The organism is Paenibacillus sp. PL91, assembly GCF_012935325.2.
In the GTDB taxonomy this organism is placed as follows: Bacteria; Bacillota; Bacilli; order Paenibacillales; family Paenibacillaceae; genus Pristimantibacillus.
In genome coordinates, this window is sequence record NZ_JABBYG020000004.1 from 301,610 (window position 1) to 322,940 (window position 21,331).

A 21,331-nucleotide genomic window follows, 5' to 3' on the forward strand; every position below is an offset into this window, starting at 1 on the left:
TGAAAGAAGGAGTGGTAGTACGATGTACCAAGACCAAGCATTAGATTTGGAAAAACAATTTACAGCCGCGCTTAAATCTATCGCTCGCCGTTCAGATTTAAAATCATATGTGGAACAGACACCACAGCTGAATCGAATTCTGCGACATGCGGCCGCGAGGTTTGTGACGGGCGAAGCTCGTCAAGATGGACTGGATGCAGGACAGAAGCTTATCGCAAAAGGGTATGCGATATCACTTGAGTACATCGGTGAAAATACGACAGATGCCTCTGAATGTGAGGCAGCAGTCAAAGAGATGATGACTCTGATCGATGATTTTGGGCAAAAGGGGACCCCAGCTCGAGTATCATTCGATCTATCGCATATCGGGCTTTCGCTGGACACCGAGCTTGCTTTTTCGAATCTGATGAAGCTAGCGGAGCAAGCACAGAGAGCGGGCGTAGAACTATTCATTAGTATGGAAGAGTCATCCAAGACAGGGCAGATACTCTCTGTCTATAAGCGGGCAGCTTCCATATATCCGAATGTCGGCATTACTTTACAGGCTCAGTTGAAACGAACGCCGCAGGATTTGGCAATGCTTGCCTCACCATGTCGTGTACGTATCGTCAAAGGCGCTTATCAAGAATCGGATGACCGCTCGATTCCTCGTTCTCCAGCACTTAATGAACGTTATGTTGAGCTGGTTGAAAGCTCGATTCGCCAAGGACACTTCGTGTCGATCGCTACCCATGACGAGCAGATCATTAAAACATTGCTCGATCAGGGGTTAACGGGCTCCAATATAGAGTTCGAGATGCTGTATGGAATTCGCCCGGATTTGAGCAGCAGGCTGAAAGCAGCCGGACATCCGGTAAGGATTTATTTGACTTATGGACAGGAATGGTATTTGTACCTATGCCATCGAATAGCAGAGTACCCGCCGAATCTTTTCCAAGCGGTAATAGATTTGGTGAGCAATGAGGAAATTGAGCCTGTGCAATCGTATAACTGAAGAAAGTCCACGATAGCTCGTGGACTTTTTTTTATTGGATGCGCCTCTTAAGAGTTTACTTATTAATCAACGGGTATCTCCATTATTTCATGATATGTTTTCATGTAGTGCAACCCTTCAATTACCCCCTCTTTGCTTTTTTCACCAAACGTACGACATTCATGCCTTCACCTCTTTCCCTAATAAGAGTCATAACCGCGTTAAAAAGTTCATTTTATTAAAAAATAATAAATTACAGATCAGGCATCGTTTATATTCCGTTTAAAAAAGTGCATTAGGATGACTATATCATCTGATATTGGAGGAATTGCAATGGAATATGTTCCTAAAAAGAAAAAAGAGGCTGACAATGGCGATTGGGCTATCGAAGCGCGCGGACTCGTTAAAGCTTTTGGCAGCTTTCGCGCGGTGGATGGCGTAGATTTAAACGTTCGCGCAGGCTCGATCTACGGTGTGCTTGGTCCAAATGGAGCGGGTAAGACGACTACGATTAGAATGCTGGCGACCTTGCTAAGGCCAGACGAGGGCTCAGCGCGAATCTTTGGGCATGATGTGGTAAAGGAGTCGCAGATTGTCCGTCAATTGATCGGAGTGACCGGTCAGTACGCTTCGGTAGACGAGTCGCTTAGCGCTACCGAGAACCTGATCATTTTCTCACGGCTGCTAGGTCTGGGGCGAGCAGAGGCGCGGAAAAAGGCAGGGGAGCTGCTTGAGGAATTTGGTTTGACGGAAGCGGCAAAGCGGCCGCTCAAAAATTTCTCCGGCGGCATGCGCCGCAGGCTCGATCTCGCAGCGAGCCTTATTGCACAGCCGCCGCTCCTCTTCCTGGATGAACCAACAACCGGGCTGGACCCGCGAACGCGTGCGCAGATGTGGGATACGATCCGCCGGCTGGTGAAGACGGGGTCAACGGTACTGCTAACGACGCAGTATCTCGAAGAGGCAGACCAGCTGGCAGACCGGATCGCGGTTATCGATCATGGGCGAGTCGTCGCCGAGGGCACTTTGGATGAGCTGAAAGCGTCTGTCGGTTCCTCGTCGCTGCATTTGAGAGTCCAAAATCCTCAGGATATCGAGGCAGCCCGTAAGACGGTTGAACAGGTGCTTCGTATTCAGGTAAATGTGTCGTACGAAGACGGAAAGTTGACTGCGCCGATAGCGAACGTCGACCATGTCACAGACCTGCTTAACGCCCTCCGTGAAGCGGGGATTCACTTGGCCGAGATGAGTGTGCAGAAGCCGACCCTCGATGAGGTGTTTCTCAACATTACAGGCACTGGTATGAAGGAGGACGCGGTACCGGCGTCCGTCGAATCGAATCAGAAAGAGGAGGCTAGAGTATGAGCAGTCGTACAGTGAAGTCGGTTGCTGGCCGTGAGCTGAAAAACTACACAAGCTTCGGCCAGACGTTACGAAACTCGTTGACAATGGCTTATCGGGGACTGCTGAAAATTCGTCGTACGCCGGAGCAGCTGTTCGACGTAACGCTTCAGCCGATCATTTTTACTTTAATGTTTACCTACATCTTTGGCGGGGCTATCTCTGGCGACGTGGTGAGCTATTTGCCTGTCATCATTCCAGGCATTCTCGTGCAGACAGTGATCACAACCTCAATCGTCACCGGCGTCCAATTGCGCGAGGACATGGATAAAGGCGTGTTTGACCGGTTCAAGTCACTGCCTATCGCGCGAATAGCTCCGCTCGCGGGAGCTTTGCTTGCAGACACCGTCCGATATACCATTGCGACTGTTCTTACCTTTACGATGGGATATATAATGGGCTACCGGCCCGACGGAGGTCTCGGCAGCGTCGCCATTGCTGCCATTCTTGTCATTATCTGCTCCTGGTCGATTAGCTGGATCTTTGCCTTCTTCGGCGTCATTGCGCGTACGGCTTCAAGCGTACAAGGCATCTCGATGATTGTGCTGTTCCCGCTTACGTTTCTGTCCAACGCCTTCGTGCCGGTTGATACGATGCCGGGCTGGTTGCAATGGTTCGTTAACGTCAATCCGATCTCGCACCTCGTCACTGCCGTTCGAGAACTCGCCAACACGGGAACCATTGGCTCGGATCTTGGTATTTCTCTCATCGGAGCTGCTGTCATTGTGGCGATCTTTGCACCTATCACGGTGCGTGCGTATATGCGCCGGACCTAGTGAAACGAACGATTTTTAGCGATCTTCAGCTTTCCGAATGCCTGTAGCGATTTGGGCTTAAACCTACATGCTTTTTGAACAGATTGCAGAAGTAGGAGCTGTTCGTCAGACCGATCGCTTGTCCCACTTCCTGAATAGATAGGTCACTCATCTTAAGAAGCCAGCAGGCTTGGCGGATGCGGCGGGCGGTTAAATATTCGGTAATGCTCGTGCCTGCTTTTAGCCGGAAGGCTGCCGATACGTGATTGGGAGTTAAATGGATATCATCGGCAAGCCGTTTCAGATCAAACTCATCCTTATAATGCTGCTCAACCCAGCTCATCACCCGCTCAGCTATGGAGGAACTCCGTATCTGAAGCGGGTCTTTGCGCTGCTTTGGAGCTTCGAATGGCTTTAGCTGATGCAGCAGCGAAACGAGGAACAGCATTTCCTCCTCCAGTTGAAGCTCCGGCTGCGTATTCGCCATGCGCTCGCGACAGCTCTCGAACATGCTGCGGAAAGCTTCTTGCGGCAAGCCTTCAAATACTTGCGCTTGCTCTAGAGGTTCCTTCCATAGACGGTTGAAAAACGAACGCAATGAGGCAAAAGGAGCGAGATACTCATCAAGCTTGGAAGGCTCGAAGACGAATAATGATCGGATATAGCGGGATTCCGGCGCGAGCTTCAATTGAATGCGATGCAGCTGGAAGGGACGGAAGAAAAAGAGAAAGCCCGGGGCCAGCTTGACGATCTGCTGATTGACGATAACTTGGCTGTTCCCCTCATGTACATATAACAGCTCCATCCCTTGATGGGCATGGTAGACTTCAACGAATTCATCGGTTCGATCCTTGAGAAAAGAGAGCTGGACAGGGTGGCTGTACAAATTCATATAATTTAAAATTCTCATCTAAAACGCTCCCGTATTAAACCGTAATATAGCAACATTTTATCATAAGAGCGCAAAACTAGGGTTGATCATTTTTTGCTACTATTGAAGATAGAAGTTGCAGCAATGGTTTTTAAAAAATTCGGGAATTGTTTAAAAAAATGTTTCTGACTTACTAATAAATCGAAAAATGCGAGGAGATGAAAGGATGGTAACTATGTTATCGCAGAACGGCAGGATACAACGGGAGGAGCTTCAAGCGCTTTGGGAATCGCTGCAGCAAAAGGTTGATCGGATGATCGGGCAGATGGGGGACAAGTCGCCGCATGTGGCGGCTCAAGAGACTGGCATCTATGACGATATGCGTCTCGATTGGTGGACGGCGGGATTTTGGCCGGGCATGCTTTGGATCATGCATGACATGACTGGAAAGGAACATTACAAGGAAGCGGCATGGGAGTGGGACAGCAGATTTGAACGCAGAATGATAGAAGACCACAACTTCCACCATGACGTCGGATTTCAGTTTCTGCCATCGGCGATTATGAAATACAAGGTTACCGGCGATCAAGACGGCAAACGGCGCGGCTTGGCCGCAGCGAATTTTTTGGCTGGCCGCTTTAATATGGCAGGGGGCTTCTTGCGCGCATGGAACCAAGACAAGACGGGCTGGTCGATCATCGACTCGGCGATGAACCTGTCTCTCTTATTCTGGGCGGCCGAGGAGATTGGCGATCCGCGATTCGCCCATATCGGCAAAACGCATGCCGACACGATTATTAAACATTTTATCCGTGAGGACGGTTCGGTTAATCATATCGTGAGTTTTGATCCTTCTTCAGGCGAAGCCATAGAATCGCTTGGCGGACAAGGAGCTGGGCCGAACTCCGCTTGGAGCCGGGGAGCAGCTTGGGCGCTGCACGGCATGGCAAATGTATATCGCTATACGGGCGATAAAACGTATTTATATGCTTCGCAGCGGGTCGCGCATTATTTTATGGCGATGCTGCCAGCCGACAGCATCCCGCATTGGGACTTCCGCGCAGCAAAGTCGCTAGACGAAGAACCGCGCGATACGTCGGCCGCCGCATGCGCAGCCTCGGGGCTAATCGAACTGTCGGAAGCGCTCCCAGAAATACAAGGCCGTCCATATCGCGAAGCGGCTGAGCGTATTCTGCTTTCGCTTACTCGGAGCTACGGCACCTGGGACCGTCCTGAACATGAGGCCATATTGCTGAGTGGAACCGGGAACAAGCCTGCCGGCTCCAATGTCAACGTCTCTCTTATCTATGGAGACTATTACTATATCGAGGCGGTCGCCAAGCTGATGGGCTGGAAGCGCCGTATTTTTTAATAAAGCGGATCGTATGTGAGAATCAAGTTGTAAAGATCAAACCTAGAGGTGAATCATGAAAACAATGAATCTTTCTAAAGGCTGGGAGCATTACCGGGGAGGCCTGGGCGGGGTCTGGGAGGTATGGCGAGAAGATAAGCTGAAGCAGACGCTGTATCATCTTCCTTGGGAAGTGGTGAGCCTTCCGCATTGCTTTAACGAATACGACGCAGTTGATCCCGATGTCAAATATTATCAGGGGCAGGGCTGGTACCGTACTAGACTTGATGTTAGCAATCCCTATCCAGAGGGGAGGACGCTGCTGCGCTTTGAAGGCGCAGGCCAAAAAGCAGCCGTCTACGTCGGCACAGAAGAAGTCGGCAACCATAACGGCGGGTATGATGAATTTAGGATCGACATTACCGAGGCAGTGGAACGCTCCAAAAGCAAGCCGTATTTTGACGGGCAAGCGCCAATCGCGGTCATGACCGACAACAGCCGCGACCTTCAGACGATTCCGTCGGACATTAGCGATTTCAATCTGTATGGAGGCTTGTATCGCGGCGTGCATCTTGAATATGTACCGAATGTATCGCTGGACCGCGTTCATGTGACAGTTAAGGCGGAATCCGGAGACTTTGCCAAGGTCCAGATACAGGCAAGGCTCTACAATCCGCAGCAAAAGCAGTCGCAGGTTAACCTGACCGGAGTCGTTCGCGATCCTTCGGGAAAAGAGGTCGAACGTTTCGAGCTTGAAGCTTTGCCATGGGAAGGCATGCAAGCGTGTGCTTCGTTCGAGCTTCGCTTACCTTCCTTATGGAGTCCCGATCTTCCAGCTCTCTATACTTGCGAGATCAGGCTGGATAGCATACATGGCATGGACGAGGCTGTTGAAAGGTTCGGCGTCCGGTTCTACGAATTTGTAGAGAAAGGACCGTTCCTGCTGAATGGAAAGAGGCTGCTCATTCGGGGCACGCATCGGCATGACGATCATGCGGGCGTTGCCGCTGCTATGACAGATGAGATGATCCGTACCGAGCTTGCGCTGATTAAAGATATGGGCGTTAACTTCCTCAGGCTCGGCCATTATCAGCAGTCGAGGCTGGTGCTGGATCTATGTGACGAGCTGGGCATTCTCGTGTGGGAAGAAATTCCTTGGTGCCGAGGCGGTCTGGGCAATGACGATTACAAGCGCCAGTGCCGCGATATGCTGGGGGCGATGATCGAGCAGCATTACAATCATCCGTCGGTTATGATTTGGGGACTCGGCAACGAGAACGATTGGGAAGGCGACTTTGACGATTTCGATCAAGAGCAAATACGTGCATTCATGAAGGAGCTGCATGACCTTGCCCATGAGCGCGACCCGCAGCGGGTAACGGGCATTAGGCGCTGCGAGTTTTGCAAGGATATCGTTGATGTCTATTCGCCTTCGATTTGGGCTGGCTGGTACAGAGGCATTTATCCCAAGTATGAGGATTACAGCCGCCACGGCTTCGAGCAAACAAGCCGGTTTATCCATATGGAATGGGGGGCTGACGCAATGGCGGGCAGGCATGTCGAGCACCCCTATACCGGATTCCAAAATATTACGGCGCAGGCGACTGCAGAGGAGCGCGATGGCGACTTCCTGATGTCCGGCGGAGATCCGCGCGTATCGGCAGACGGTGACTGGTCCGAAACTTACTTTTGCGATTTAATCGATTGGCATTTGAAAACGCAGGAGAAGATGGAATGGCTGACAGGAACGGCGCAATGGGTATTCAAAGATTTCTCAACACCGCTCAGGCCGGATAACCCTGTACCGTATGTCAACCAAAAAGGTGTAGTTGAGCGTGATTTGACGAAGAAAGAAGCGTACTATGTTTTTCAATCCTACTGGAGCGACAAGCCTATGGCGCGTATTTACGGGCATTCGTGGTTAACCAGATGGGGAGGGCTTGGCGAGAAAAAGAAGGTGCGTATTTACTCCAATTGCCAAACAGCAGAGCTATTTGTAAATGGCGAGAGCTGCGGCAGAAGAAATCGTGATTCTCAAAGCTTTCCTTGCGCGGGCTTAAGCTGGGAAATAGCGTTCCAAAAAGGCGTCAATACACTGCGAGTCATAGCGGAAAAAGACGGCGTTACGGTCTCGGATGAATTGCAATTCGATTACGTAACGGAGCTGTGGTCGGAGACGTCTAATTTGCGGATGACTGCAAAGAAGATTTCGCAAGGAACAGCACTTTTGGAGATCGAAGCTCTCGACAGAAAGAATAGGTTTTGTCCAGATGCTGCGAATTTCATCCGGTTCTCACTGGCTGGTGGAGGCAGGCTGATCGATAATCTTGGGACTGCCCGCGGGAGCAGGTATGTTCAGCTGGCGAATGGAAGGGCTTCGATTCAGGTGGAATATCCGGAAGGCGGCCTTACGACTGTATGTGCGATATCGGAAGGATTAAAGGGCGCGGGCCTTGTATTGTAAGAAGTCCGGCAAGCGTCGCCCGAACGTAGAAAAGGAGTGGAATAAATGATCGATACGAGGCTGGATTGGTCATCCTTCTTAGGCAGGCATGACCTGACTTGGTCAGTAAAGCCTGTTTCCTGGGATCAAGGCGCCTTTATCGGCAACGGCTGGCTTGGCGCTATGGTTTACGGCGAGGAACATCGCTTGAAGCGGAACGTTCTGCGATTTGTGCTAGGGCGTACAGATGTGACAGCAAGACGTCCGGAGGGAGGGTTTTCTCCCCGCGTGCCGATTGGCGAGTTGCATTTGGAGCTGGCAGGCTGGATATATCAGCCAACCAGTATGCGACTGCATTTATGGGATGCGGAGCTCAAGGCGGAAATAACGACGACCGCTGGAACGGTCAAGCTAAGAGCCATCGCGCATAGCCGAGAAATGGTCATGGCGGTGGAGCTGGAAACGTCGGCAGGTGAAGACAGCGCAGCTTTCCGGTGGTATCCCTATTCGGAGGTTGATCCGATTCTGCAAAATGCGGACGGCCGCAATCTGAATCAATATATTCCCGAAGAGGAAGTGACAAGGTCAGATAGAAACGGCATCGAGATCGGCCTGGCCGCGTTCAAGCCTGAAGGAACAGGCGGCTGCGCGACAGCCTGGACCGAGAAAGAGTCGGAGGGAGCTTCCGAGGGATTTGATAGACGGCGCATCCTTTATTTGTCGGTCATGAACGGAGCGGATGAATCCTCGGCGGATCAAGCATCGGAAGCGGTAAGCCGGGCATGTGGACAGCCATGGGATGCGTGGGTTGAACAGCACCGCAGCTGGTGGCATGCGTATTACCCGCAAAGCTTCCTCTCGATTCCGGACACGCAGCTGGAAGGATTCTACTGGATACAAATGTATAAGCTCGCATCGGCTACACGGTCAGACGGCATGATTATAGACAATCAGGGACCTTGGCTTACTTCATCGCCTTGGCCAGGCGTTTGGTTCAACATGAACGTGCAGATGTCATACTCTCCCGTCTATGCCTCTAATCGGCTGGAGCTTGGCTTGTCATTGGTCAAGGCGATCCGAGGGCAGTTTGATCAATTGGTCATGAACGTCCCCGAGGAGTATCGACAGGATTCGGCGGGTCTCGGACGGAGCTGCAGCTACGATCTGGTCTGCCCCGTCGATGACGAGAAGGGGAACCTGCTGTGGATATGCCATAATCTGTGGCGACAATACCGTTATTCCATGGATTCGGATTTGTTGAAGGATCTGTTGTTTCCGCTGCTGCGGAGGGCTGTACGCTTCCATATGCGATTGCTGACGGAAGGAGACGACGGCCTGCTGCATCTGCCGCCGACGATTTCACCGGAATACGGTTCATTCCTGCAGTTGACGGTGCCGGATGCCCATTATGATCTCGCACTGCTCGAATGGGGAATCCGCGTGCTGCTGCGCGTCAGCGAACCGTCAGAGCATGACGGAATTGCAACGGCAACGGAGCTCGATGCTGAGCGGCAGGAGTGGACGGAAACGCTTGAGCGTCTTGCTCCTCTTCCCGTTGACGAGACCGGTTATATGATCGGTCGTGGACAGCCTCTAGCGTTCGGGCATCGGCATTTCAGCCATATGATGGCCGCTTTTCCATTGCATACTGCGAATATGGAGTCGAAGGAAGAGAGGGCGCTAATACAACGCTCGCTTCGACACTGGTTTTCGAGGGAAGGAGATTTGCGCGGCTTTACGTTCACGGGAGCGTCTTCCATTGCAGCGACAATCGGTCTTGGCGACGAAGCGCATGCTTACCTGAAGTCGCTGCTCCATATATTGAAACCAAATACGATGTACAAGGAGGCCGGTCCGGTTATCGAGTCGCCGCTCGCGGGTGCGGAAGCCCTACATGATATGCTGCTGCAGAGCTGGGGCGAATGGATTCGCGTGTTTCCCGCGCTGCCGGGCGCTTGGAAGGAAGCAGCCTTCCATGACCTGCGTGCGGAGGGGGCTTTCCTTGTCAGTGCAGTACGCTCGCGAGGAAAGACGTCGTGGATTCGCGTCAAAAGCTTGGCTGGCATGTCTTGTCGTCTAATAACTGATATGACTGACAGCGTAAGTGTAACGGCAGGCGGTGGAGCGAAGGCGATTCCGCTAGGGGACGGGCGATTTGAATTGGTGCTGGCTGAAGGAGAGGAGATTGTACTGTATGAAGTGGATGCCGCAGGCAATCCGGCTTTGGAAAACGGAGACCGTTTGCCGCAGGTTCGCCCTGTAGCGGCAGAGCCGCATTTATGCGGGTACTTCGGAGGCTTCAAGCCATGGAGGCTGTACGGAATTCCAATCTGGACTGCCGATTAAATGTCTTTTGAAAGGAGTTTCTGCCCAATGCTAACGATGGATACGCTTTGTGAGTGGCGAACGGATTTGCAAGAAGTAATAGCAAAGGCTGACCGCTCGCTTGAAGCGCCGATGATCGCCATTACGGAATGCCGATCTGGGCTGAGCCCTGGCGGCAAGCACGATTATTATTCCAATGGCGATTATTGGTGGCCAAATCCGGATACGCAAAGCGGATTGCCATACGTCAGAAGGGATGGCGAATCGTACCCAAGGGCGTTCACCGCGCATCGGGAAGCGCTCCGCGAAATGCGGACGCATACGGCCAATCTTGCGGCAGGATATGCGGTTTCAGGCCGTCGTATTTACGCGGATAAGGCTGCTGCGCTTCTTCGCCATTTTTTCCTGAATGAATCGACCCGCATGAACCCGCATCTCCGATATGCCCAAGCGATTCCGGGCGTTTGCTCTGGGCGTGGCTTCGGTATCATTGATACGCTTCATTTAATCGATATCCCTGCTGCGGCGGAAGTGATTGAAGCGGCAGGGGCGCTCTCAGAACGTGAAGGCTCATTGCTGAGAAGCTGGTTTGCGGATTATCTCGAATGGATGCTGACGCATCCTTACGGTCTGGAAGAACGCGATGCAGCGAACAACCATGCCGTATGCTGGACAGTACAAGCGGCCGCGTTCGCTTCGTTTACGGGCAACGCTGCCGTAATGGCCATGTGCAGGGAGCGTTACAAAAATATGTTGCTGCCCTCGCAAATGGCTGCAGACGGCAGCTTCCCGCTTGAGCTGGCGCGCACGAAGCCATACGGCTATTCGATCTTTGTCATAGACAATATGGTAACGCTTTGTCAATTGCTGTCCACGCCGCATGATGATTTATGGCATTTCCGCCTTTCGGATGGAAGGGGGATTCGGCTCGGTCTTGATTATCTGTATCCGTATCTGGCGAATAAGTCAAGTTGGCCACTCCCGGCCGATATCGAGCATTTCGACAGTTGGCCGGTACGGATGCCTTTCATGCTTTATGCCGGACTTGCCTTTCAAGATGAGCGTTATTTGGGTTTATGGCAATCGATGGCCCCTGATTCCGCAGTTCCGGAAATCCGTCGGAACACGGCGCTCCGGCAGCCTCTGCTCTGGTTAATACATAATGAGAAGAGAGCGAATCGAGATGATTGCTACCATTAAAACTGGGGGAGAAGCAGATGAAATTTAATATTCAACCAGGGGATATCGTGCTATTTCAAGGCGACAGCATTACCGATACCGGAAGAAACAGGGACAACCCGTCCGATCTTGGTCGAGGCTATGCAAGCATGACGGCAGCGTTGTTCGGGTCGGTATATCCCGAGCGGCAGGTGACATTTTTGAATCGAGGGATTAGCGGGAATAGAGTGAGGGACTTGCAAGCAAGATGGCAGGAGGATTGTGTGGCCTTGCAGCCGAGCGTGGTATCGATTTATATCGGAATCAACGATTGCTGGCGGCGATATGATAGGAACGATCCGACCTCTGCCGAGCAGTTCGAGCGGCAATACCGAGATTTGCTCAGCCGAACGAAAGCGGAGCTTGATGCCAGACTTATCATGATCGAGCCGTTTGTTCTTCCGGTACCCGAAGACCGGAAGGGGTGGCGTGAGGATCTCGATCCGAAAATCAATGTGGTACGGGAGCTGGCAAGGGAATTCGGCGCATGGCTCGTTCCGCTGGACGGATTGTTCGCGCAAGCCTCCATGACTGCGCCATCTAGCTATTGGGCGCCAGACGGCGTTCATCCTTCTCTTGCCGGGCATGCGCTGATCGCCAAAGCATGGCTGCAAACCGTCGGAGCTGCTGGTGCTGCACAATTGCAATGACTTTGACATGATACATACTGACGATATAGGCTTTCTTGTACTGACCTGCTCTTGCGAGCAGGTTTTCTTTATGCCTCCACGCTAGAGCGCTGCGCCCTTCGTAGCCCGCGACAACGTCTGCATGCGGCAGGTAAAACAGGCAGCGTGTCGAATACTAAAAAATGTTACATATGCATGTCAGATTCGGGGGGGGGGCGAAGCTATTTATGGGTATAATCAAGTTCCGTACGCGCAGCGTAATCATTACCTGGCTAATTTCATACATATCTGTCCTGTTAGTCCCGATTATTATTAGCGGAATTATATATACGGCGACCTGGCATGTAGTAGCCTCGGAGGTTAACCGGGCCAATGAATCTCTTCTTAATCAAATGGAGCAAGCGATTGACAGCAATCTCCTGGATATTGAACGGCTAAGCACGGAAATGACGTTAAGCAATCGGCTTGCCGGTTTTCTAGACGTTGAAGCCCCTATCAAAGATCCTGATTATTACACGCTGGCCGGAATTGCTAAGGATTTGCGGATTTATAAAATGGCTAACGACTACATTGAAGAAATCTATGTGTATTATAAAAACAGCGATACTGTCATTTCCTCGCGGGAGCATCTGGACAGTCAAAGGCTGTTCGAAATGACGTATACCGATGGGATGGACAAAAATAGATGGTCGGCGATTTTCGGCAAACGCTATACGAATGAATATGTGCCGATCACTTACAGGGAAGATGGACAAGCATCGAAGGCCGTCATGTACGCCCGCTCGCTCACTCTCGATAATTCGGAGCAGGATGGCGCCGTTTTATTGTTTATTATTAAAGATTCCAGTTTACTTGCGAATATTTCATCCAGCAACAAATCTTCCATCGTTATACTGGATAAGGAAAACCGTTTGATCGCTGCTACCGGCAATGCAAACGGCTCCGATACTCTTACGCATGAGAAATTAACGGGCACAAGCGGGATGTTTTATCAAGGGACAGGAAAACAAAAAATAGCCGTTTCCTATACGGCTTCCGGAAAAACGGGATGGAAATATATAACGATCGTTCCGGCCAAACTATTTGACGAGAAAATGAAGCTGGTAAAAAATTTAATCTATATCAGCTTCATTCTCAGCCTCTTCATAGGTGGAGTTGTCACTTATTTATTTTTAAAGCGAAATTACAACCCGATCAACACGCTGATTCGCAGTCTGGTCTCGCGTTCGGGCATTAACTTCGAGGCAGGCTCGAATGAGTTCGGTTATTTAAAAACGTTGCTCGATGATACTTTTGCAGAGAAAGAAAAGATAGGGGAACGTTTTGAGCGGCATCGAAATTCCATTCGCTCCCATTTTCTTCAAGGGTTATTGAAGGGGCAGCTTGATGGGAATATGCCGATGCAGGAATCGCTTGATGTGCATGCTATTAAACTGGCTTCTAGCCGATTTGCTGTCCTGCTGTTCTCTGTCGATCACTACGGTAAATTTGAAATATCTGGCCTCATCGATCTGCCGAAGGCAAAGCTAGTACATTTTCTTGTTATGAACGTGGCGGAAGAAGTGGCGGAAGGCAGGCATCAGGCCTACACGACTGAGATCGACAACTTACAAGCTTGCATTATCAATTTCAAGGAATATCGCGATGAGGAAGAGCTAATGGCCCTTGCGGAGCAGGTTAAAACGTTTATGCTCGATCATTTCCATGTTCATCTGACGGTAGCGGTCAGCAATGCTCATGAGCAGCTGGAGGGAATAGCTCTGGCCTATCAAGAGGCAATGACGGCTCTTGAGTACCGCCTAGTCATGGGAAGCGGAGAAATTATTCGGTACGGCGACCTATCGGAAGCAACCCGGGAATCCAGGAGCTACTACTATCCGTTGCATATTGAGCAGCAATTGATCAATTTAATCAAAACAGGCGATTATGATAAAGCGAAGGCGATGCTGGACGAGATAGTGGAAATCAATGTGTCGGGGGCCGGGATGTCGGTTCCGCTTGCCAAATGTCTCATATTTGATTTAATTAGCACGATTCTCAAGACTTTGAGTGAAATCGGATCAAGCGATAAAAGAGATTTGATGGGTCAAATCAATTCGGTGGATCAATTGTTCGCCTGCGAGACGATAAAGGAAATGCAGGTCCAAATCAGCGAAGTTCTAAAGAAAGTGTGCGATTCCATCCAGGATGAGAAAAGCGGCGATAACAGCCGGCTCAGTCAACAGGTCATCGCTTATGTGGAGCAGCGCTACAGCTCCGATGATTTGAACATTACCGCGCTGGGAGAAGCCTTCAACCTGACTCCTTCCTATCTCTCGAAGCAGTTCAAAGCACAAACGGGAGAGGCGCTTCTTGAATTCATTAACAAAACGCGTATCGGAGGCGCCAAGCAGCTTCTTAGGACGACTTCCTTATCTGTATCGGAAATAGCCAAACAGGTTGGATACTCAGATATTAATACCTTCAATCGAGTATTCAAAAAATATGAAGGCATTACGCCGGGCAAATATAAAGATATGTTGTAGAACTTGAGAAACGGCTTCGCCCTTTGGATAAAGACGGCAAAGCCGTTTTTACTTGTCTTTTGGCGAATTGCATGACCAGTTCACATATTAGAGATACGTTATTGCCGATTTTGAAGGTCGATTTCTAGTTTTGATGATATCTATAACGCTTGATTATGCTGCACAATCAATAGGCAAGGCAACAATAATTAACGAGTAGGGGGATTTAAATGAAGAAACGGTTTAAAGGCTTAATAGGAATGGCGGTAACGATTTGTCTCGTATCAAGTATGCTTGCGGCATGTTCCGGCAATAAGAACGAGAAGAACGAGGCAGATCCCGCACCTTCGCCAAAGACTGATAATTTGGAAGCGTTTTCTTATCCGATTGAAACAAAAGACACGCTAACATCTTGGGAACAGATCAATACGAATTTAATTACCTTTTTTCCTAACTTAGCAGATTCGCCTTTTGGCCAAGAGCTGGAGAAGCGAACCGGCGTAAAGGTGAAATATTCGCATCCTGCGGACGGTCAGGCGAAGGAGCAATTCAATCTGCTGATCGCTTCCAATAACTTGCCGGATGTCATTGAATACGATTGGAACACTGGTTATCCGGGCGGGCCTGACAAGGCGATTGCGGACAAAGTTATTCTTCCTTTGAATGATCTGATCGACCAATACGCGCCTAACTTAAAGAAAATTTTGCAAGAGAATCCCGAGCTGGACAAAATGCTGAAAACGGACGACGGCACTTATTACGTATTCCCGATGATTCGTCCGGAAAATGGTACCGTATTTCGCGGTCCGATGATCCGGAAGGACTGGCTGGATGAATTGAGCCTGCCGGTGCCGACTACGATTGATGAGTGGTACACGGCATTGAAGGCGTTTAAGGAGCAAAAGGGAGCGACCGCTCCGTTCACACTGCAATACGGCGTGGAATTTAACATCCAGGATGCTTTCATTGGCGCGTATAAGACTGCCAACCGGTTTTACATTGATGATCAAGGCCAAGTGAGGTATGGTCCGATTGACCCGCAATTTAAGGACGCGATGGCCTTGCTGCGCAAATGGTACTCGGAAGGCTTGATCGATAAGGATTTTGCGCTGAACAATGACTCCAAATCCCTTGACAGCAAAATGATGAGCAACGCCTCCGGCGCAACGGTTGGCTTGCTAAGCGGCGGCATGGGCCGATGGATGGATACGGGCAAGAAGCAGAACGAGAAATTCCAGCTGGTCGCTGCCCCTTACCCAACGCTGAACAAGGGAGAGAAAGCATTTATCGGCCATAAGGACTTCTATTATAATCCGATTGCGAGCAAGGCGATTTCGGCAGATTCCAAAAATCCCGAGCTTGCAGTGAAATGGATTGATTACGCATACAGCGAAGAGGGTTCCATGCTCTACAACTTCGGTATTGAAGGCGAGAGCTACACGAACAACAACGGTACGCTGGCGTATACGGAAAAAATAACGGAAGATCCGCAATACAATTTGCAGCAAATGATTTCTCAGTACACGAAGCCTAACGGTCCGTATTATGGCGATACACGCAAAAACAACTTCAATTCGTTCAAGGAACAGGATGAGGCTTTGGTCATTTGGGCAAATACTGATGCGGCAAAGCATATTATGCCTGCCTTCATTACACCGACGCTTGATGAATCCAAAGAGGTCGCGAAGCTGATTACGGCTATTGCGAGCTACAAGGAAGAAATGCTGCTGAAGTTTATTATGGGTCAAGAACCGATCGAAAAATTCGACGCATACGTAGACCAGATCAAGAGCATGGGTATCGACAAAATTACAAAAATCTATCAGGACGCCTACGATCGTTACAAACAGCGTTAATGGCCAAAATCGCATACGGAAGGCAGACGGCGAGCGCTGCTTCATGCCTTCCGGCCAACAAGAATGGAGTGAAGCAGAAATGGCTGCGCCAAACCTAAAAACAGCGCCTGCATACTTACCCGGTAAACGAGCTGGTATCTTGCTTGATATAAGCAGAAATAGATGGCTCTATATCATGCTCCTCCCGGTTATCCTCTATTATTTGGTCTTTCATTACGGGCCGATGTACGGAGCGCTAATTGCTTTTAAGGATTTCTCGCCGCGGCTTGGCATTTTAGGGAGCGAATGGGCAGGGTTTGAGCATTTCCGGACTTTTTTTACCGGTGCTTATTTTTGGCGAACGATAAAGAACACGATTATGATCAGCTTCTATGAATTGGTTTTTGGTTTCCCTGCACCGATTATTTTGGCTTTGCTGCTGAATGAAGTGAAGAATACGCTTTTCAAGCGGGCTGTGCAAACCATTACCTATATGCCTCATTTTATTTCCCTTGTGGTTATATGCGGCATCATTAAAGACTTCACTTCCAGCGAAGGCGTCATTAACGACTTTATCGCTTGGATAGGAGGAGAGCGCGTCACCTTCCTGCTCGAGCCGGGCATGTTCCGTTCGGTCTATGTGTCATCCGGCATTTGGCAAAATATAGGCTGGGGGACGATTATCTATTTGGCAGCGCTGACAGGCATCGATAACGAGCAATATGAAGCGGCGCGAATGGATGGAGCCGGAAGGTGGAAACAGCTCCTCCATGTAACGGTTCCGGGGATTCTGCCTACCATTATTATTTTATTAATTTTGGAAATAGGCCGCATGATGAACGTAGGGTTTGAGAAAATCATTTTACTTTACAATCCGACCACCTATATTACGGCGGACGTCGTTTCCTCTTATGTATATAGGGTGGGCCTTCAGGATTTCAACTTTAGCTTTAGCTCGGCCGTAGGCCTGTTTAACTCCTTTGTCAATTTTACACTATTGATTGCAGCTAACTGGATAAGCAGAAAATGGAATGAAACGAGTTTGTGGTAGGAGGTACGCAAAGATGAATCGAGCAACGTTTGGAGAGAAAATTTTCGATATTGGAAACGTACTGTTTCTGTCAATCATGATGCTGGCAACCGTTTATCCGATCGTGTATGTATTGTTTGCCTCTTTAAGCGATGCGGGTCAGCTTATGGCTCATAATGGATTTCTATGGAAACCAGCCGGTTTTTCTATCGAAGCTTATGAGAATGTGCTGCGAAATCCGATGATCGGGAAAGGTTATGCGAATACCTTTTTTGTAGTAGCGGTTGGTCTAACGATTAACATTTTGTTGACCTCTTTCGGATCCTACGCCTTGTCGCGCAAAAGCCTTAAATACCGCAAGCCTATTATGATGGGCATTGTTTTTACGATGTTCTTCAATGGCGGACTCATCCCTCTCTATTTAACGGTTAAAGGAGTGGGGCTATCCGACTCATTATGGGCTTTGATTATTCCGCAAGCTGTTAACACTTTCAATTTGATTTTGATGAAAACAGCCTTTGAAGCCATTCCCGACGCGCTTGAGGAATCGGCCAAAATCGACGGCGCCAATGATTTTACGATATTGTTCCGTATTATTTTGCCGCTGTCGCTGCCTGTTGTTGCGGTTATGCTGCTCTATTACGGTGTAAGCCACTGGAATTCTTGGTTCTATGCGCTGATCTTTTTGCAGGAAAGAGCGCTGTTCCCTCTTCAATTGATACTTCGTGAAATTTTGCTTCAGGGCGAGGCCAGCAGCATGGCTACTGGCGCCTCCGATATGGATGCAGCCGCTCTGTCCGCCACATTAAAGTATGCGACGATTATCGTTGCGACCGTACCTATTTTGTGCGTTTATCCATTTTTGCAAAAGTATTTCGTAAAGGGCGCTCTTATTGGGGCTATTAAGGGGTAAGGCAAGGAAACGCTGTTGAGCGTATAAATAGAGGCCGTCGATGGGCTGGCGGTCTTTGCTATTTTGTTGATACCCTATGGCTATTGCGCCACTGGGTCGGCGTTACGCCTACAAACCGCTTGAACACGGTCGCAAAATGCTGGCTTGATTGATAGCCAAGCCGATAAGAAATGTCGGTTATGGCGTCTTGTGATTCTGCAAGCTGACGGCAAGCCGCCTTTACGCGAAGCCGCTCGACGAAAGTAATCGGCGGCTCTCCGGTATATTCCTGAAAGGTCCGATAAAAATGGGAAGCGCTGACGCCGGCAGATGCAGCAAGCTCATCAACTGAAGGTCGCCACTCCGGCTGTTGGTTCAATTTAGCGATAAGTCCGTTAAATTGGTGCAGCAAATCCTGCGCAATTGGATAGGAGCCATCATTTGGTTGAATAAAGGAAAGAAGAATATCAAGAATTGCGCTTCGCACAGCGGTGCTTTGGAGAGGGCTTTCAAGCGTGAGCGCTTTCTTCAGCTTCTTGAACGATTGAATGGGTGGCAAGCCAATTTGTGCAACTCGAGGCAATCGCGAAAGCTCTTGATCTAAGGCCGTGCTCTCAGCCGGAGCCAACCGAAGCCATTCTTGCTCATAAGGAGCCCTAATGATCAACCACCAAAACTTGCAGGGCTCGATAACGTTGAAGCCTCCCCGGTGCTTCTCGCCGGGACGAGAATGGAACAAATCGCCCGCCTGTGTTTCGTAAAGGCCGCCTTCAAGCTCCCAGCGCGCTTTTCCCCGCTCAATAAGGACGAATTCATAACAGCCAGGATGCTCATGCTCGTGGAGCGGCAAAGCTTTTCGCAATTCGTCGCATCCAAACATTACGAACTCCGGTACAAGATGGATGTGCGGATTAACTTCTGTATCGTATGTCCAGCGGGCGCTGCGGGGAAAGGAGGCTGAGCCGGCTTCTATTGCATATAGTTGTTCATCATCTGACTTCTCTTTCGACATGATGAGTATCTCCTCTTATGTTTCTATCTGCGCTCTATGTTTCTCATCCTACTTCGTAATAACAGGAACGTCAAACGTTGCTTGCAAAGGTTATGATGAGGGCAAGCACAAAGAAGGAGGATTTATAAATGACTTTACAAGCAGAACGCCAGTATCAGATTACGGAGCAGGACAAGGAATTGTTTAATAAGAACGGGTATTGGATCAGTCCCAAGCTGATTGACGATGAGCAAATCGAACGGCTGCGCGAGGCGCATAGCCGAATATGGTCAGGCGAATATGACGGAGACGGGCAACCGATGAATCATTTTCGGCTAAGCGACAATCCGGCCGCGCTGCGCAAATTGGATAATGGCTGGTGGATTAACGATGAGGTGCGAAAGGTCGTGACGGACCCGTTGATCGGAGAGCTGTCAGCGGATTTGCTAGGCTCGGATGAAATTCGGCTGTGGCATGATCAAATTATCTATAAACCGGGAATAGGAAATAAAAATTCCGGGGACGGCAATGTGGGCTGGCATCAGGACTATGGCTATTGGCAATGCTCGGACACGCCTGATATGATTACAGTCTGGATCGCTCTTCAGGATACGGACTTGACGAACGGCGGAATGATGACGATATTGGGCTCGCACAAGTGGGGGCTGATTCCAGACAGCGATTCCTTCTTTAATCAAAACATGGATGAGCTGAAGCTAAAGTATTCGGGAGGCCGTGATTGGGTGGAGGAGCCCTGTATTCTGAAGGCTGGCCAAGCAAGCTTTCATCACGCTCTGACCTTCCATGGCTCGGGGCCTAACCGTACGAATGATCCGCGGCTGTCCGTCGTTGCGCATGTGATGCAAGGCGGTACGAGCTACCGAGCGGGTATACAGCGCCATGACAACATCCGCTTGCTTGGTCCTCGCCCCGTTCACGGGCAAGCTTTTGCGAACGACTATTTTCCGGTTCTGTTCAAAAGATAACGAAAAGGCTGCCGAAATCGTTTTTCGGCAGCCTTATTGCTTACACCAAACTCTTGCCTCGCTCATTATCATCCGGCAACAACGAGCTGACTAGCAAAGCCAATGTCTGCTTATACACGGCATTGGCCGATTGAACATCTCCCAAATGCCCGCCAAAGTAAAGATGAATAACCCCATGGAGCGAGGCCCAAGAAATACTCACAACAGCTTCTATATCATATTGACGAGGAAGAAGCCCTTGCTCTTGAGCAGAGCTGAAGAGCATCAATAATTGCCGCATGGCTGTTACGGTGCCTTGCATGCTTTCCTCGTCCGGTTTGAAATCTGCGAAAGCTCCCCCAAACATCAGCTTATAATAGCTGGGGTAATGCTGCCCGAATTGCGAGTAGGTTTCGCCTATGTTGTAAAAATACTGTGAAGGGTCGGTACTTTTCGGCGTCTTTTCGAATTCGTCCGCGAGTATTTTGCAACCCTCCAAATACAGCTGCTAATGCGGGCTTTGCTACGCATGGATTGTTTGATCAAGTGTCAGGCGAGCGCCAACATGAAGAGGTGATGCTCCATGTAGCGGCTTTCGTCGATATGACCCACTTGTTTTTGCCAGACATGCTGCGCAGAAGCTCAGGCACAGTCATTAACGTAGCTTCAACTGCCGGATTTCAACCACTTCCCTATATGGCTGTATATGGGGCGACGAAAGCTTTTGTCTTGTCATTCACACAAGCGTTATGGTGGAAAACCGTAAACGCGGCATAACTTTTTTCGCGCTTTGCCCTGGTTCAACGGATACCAGCTTCTTTAATGTCGTTGGGACAGAAGAGGCTTCTGTCGGAAAGAAAGATACTCCAGAGAGAGTGGTTGAGGTTGCTCTACGCGCATTGAAGGACGGGAAGGTGTATGTTGTTCCAGGTATGCAAAATTATTTCGGAGCGCAGTTATCGCGATTTATTACAAGAAAGCAGGGTCTGCGGGTAGTTGGTAACATGCTTCGTCCGCGTGAAGCTTCAGGTCATTATAAAAATACCGGGAATCAATCCGATCTTTCAGAAAGAACTATTCGAGAGATTTAACGTTTTACTTTGAATATTTTGTAAATACGGTTGACATTACTACGAAATCGTATTAAA

At 49.7% G+C, this 21,331-nt stretch carries 16 protein-coding genes and 1 pseudogene; 14 read left to right on the forward strand and 3 right to left on the reverse strand.

The window, feature by feature from the left end; genetic code table 11:
- Positions 1-22 precede the first annotated feature (22 nt).
- The 3 genes from HI950_RS12570 (at position 23) to HI950_RS12580 (ending at position 3,150) form a co-directional block, all read left to right on the forward strand.
- Complete coding sequence (locus HI950_RS12570; RefSeq protein ID WP_169082415.1) at positions 23-994, forward strand: proline dehydrogenase family protein; 972 nt, start codon at positions 23-25, stop codon at positions 992-994.
- 312 nt (positions 995-1,306) lie between these two features.
- A complete protein-coding gene (locus tag HI950_RS12575) occupies positions 1,307-2,338 on the forward strand; it encodes an ATP-binding cassette domain-containing protein (RefSeq protein ID WP_169082414.1) in 1,032 nt (343 codons plus the stop codon).
- A complete protein-coding gene (locus tag HI950_RS12580; protein ID WP_169082413.1) occupies positions 2,335-3,150 on the forward strand; it encodes an ABC transporter permease in 816 nt (271 codons plus the stop codon). The genes HI950_RS12575 and HI950_RS12580 overlap by 4 nt, the downstream gene beginning before the upstream one ends.
- A gap of 25 nt (positions 3,151-3,175) precedes the next feature.
- On the opposite strand, the gene HI950_RS12585 is transcribed toward HI950_RS12580, so the two are convergent.
- Positions 3,176-4,039 (reverse strand): AraC family transcriptional regulator, encoded by an 864-nt coding sequence (locus HI950_RS12585; protein ID WP_169082412.1) that lies wholly within the window; start codon positions 4,037-4,039, stop codon positions 3,176-3,178.
- Between the two features lie 196 nt (positions 4,040-4,235).
- Here HI950_RS12585 and HI950_RS12590 point away from each other — a divergent pair, with 196 nt between their 5' ends.
- The 9 genes from HI950_RS12590 to HI950_RS12630 all read left to right on the forward strand — a co-directional run bounded on the left by HI950_RS12590 (position 4,236) and on the right by HI950_RS12630 (position 18,248).
- Positions 4,236-5,372, forward strand: coding sequence for a glycoside hydrolase family 88 protein (locus tag HI950_RS12590; protein ID WP_411268091.1), 1,137 nt, complete (start codon positions 4,236-4,238; stop codon positions 5,370-5,372).
- A gap of 55 nt (positions 5,373-5,427) precedes the next feature.
- Positions 5,428-7,815 carry a glycoside hydrolase family 2 TIM barrel-domain containing protein gene (locus HI950_RS12595; protein ID WP_169082410.1) on the forward strand — a complete coding sequence of 796 codons (2,388 nt, stop codon included), beginning with the start codon at positions 5,428-5,430 and terminating at the stop codon, positions 7,813-7,815.
- Positions 7,816-7,860: 45 nt separating this feature from the next.
- Positions 7,861-10,140: a glycosyl hydrolase family 95 catalytic domain-containing protein gene (locus HI950_RS12600; protein WP_169082409.1), complete on the forward strand. Its 2,280-nt coding sequence runs from the start codon at positions 7,861-7,863 to the stop codon at positions 10,138-10,140.
- Between the two features lie 27 nt (positions 10,141-10,167).
- Positions 10,168-11,319, forward strand: a complete 1,152-nt coding sequence (locus tag HI950_RS12605; protein WP_169082408.1) for an alginate lyase family protein — start codon at positions 10,168-10,170, stop codon at positions 11,317-11,319.
- A 17-nt stretch (positions 11,320-11,336) separates the two neighbouring features.
- Positions 11,337-11,987 carry an SGNH/GDSL hydrolase family protein gene (locus HI950_RS12610; RefSeq protein ID WP_169082407.1) on the forward strand — a complete coding sequence of 217 codons (651 nt, stop codon included), beginning with the start codon at positions 11,337-11,339 and terminating at the stop codon, positions 11,985-11,987.
- Between the two features lie 206 nt (positions 11,988-12,193).
- Positions 12,194-14,491, forward strand: coding sequence for a helix-turn-helix domain-containing protein (locus HI950_RS12615; protein WP_169082406.1), 2,298 nt, complete (start codon positions 12,194-12,196; stop codon positions 14,489-14,491).
- 209 nt (positions 14,492-14,700) lie between these two features.
- Positions 14,701-16,326: an extracellular solute-binding protein gene (locus tag HI950_RS12620; RefSeq protein WP_223285247.1), complete on the forward strand. Its 1,626-nt coding sequence runs from the start codon at positions 14,701-14,703 to the stop codon at positions 16,324-16,326.
- 175 nt (positions 16,327-16,501) lie between these two features.
- Positions 16,502-17,356, forward strand: coding sequence for an ABC transporter permease (locus HI950_RS12625; protein WP_223285267.1), 855 nt, complete (start codon positions 16,502-16,504; stop codon positions 17,354-17,356).
- Between the two features lie 13 nt (positions 17,357-17,369).
- A complete protein-coding gene (locus tag HI950_RS12630) occupies positions 17,370-18,248 on the forward strand; it encodes a carbohydrate ABC transporter permease (protein WP_169082404.1) in 879 nt (292 codons plus the stop codon).
- Positions 18,249-18,306: 58 nt separating this feature from the next.
- Here HI950_RS12630 and HI950_RS12635 read toward each other — a convergent pair whose 3' ends face one another.
- Positions 18,307-19,239, reverse strand: coding sequence for an AraC family transcriptional regulator (locus HI950_RS12635; RefSeq protein ID WP_169082403.1), 933 nt, complete (start codon positions 19,237-19,239; stop codon positions 18,307-18,309).
- 128 nt (positions 19,240-19,367) lie between these two features.
- On the opposite strand from HI950_RS12635, the gene HI950_RS12640 reads away from it, so the two are divergent.
- The gene (locus tag HI950_RS12640) at positions 19,368-20,204 is read left to right on the forward strand and encodes a phytanoyl-CoA dioxygenase family protein (protein ID WP_169082402.1); all 837 of its coding nucleotides are present in this window, start codon (positions 19,368-19,370) and stop codon (positions 20,202-20,204) included.
- Positions 20,205-20,244: 40 nt separating this feature from the next.
- Here the strand turns inward: HI950_RS12640 and HI950_RS12645 are convergent, their stop codons facing one another.
- Positions 20,245-20,682: a TetR-like C-terminal domain-containing protein gene (locus HI950_RS12645; RefSeq protein ID WP_223285248.1), complete on the reverse strand. Its 438-nt coding sequence runs from the start codon at positions 20,680-20,682 to the stop codon at positions 20,245-20,247.
- Between the two features lie 11 nt (positions 20,683-20,693).
- Between HI950_RS12645 and HI950_RS12650 the strand changes: the two are divergent.
- Positions 20,694-21,274: pseudogene (locus HI950_RS12650) on the forward strand (SDR family NAD(P)-dependent oxidoreductase); the annotation flags it as partial.
- Between the last annotated feature and the right edge of the window lie 57 nt (positions 21,275-21,331).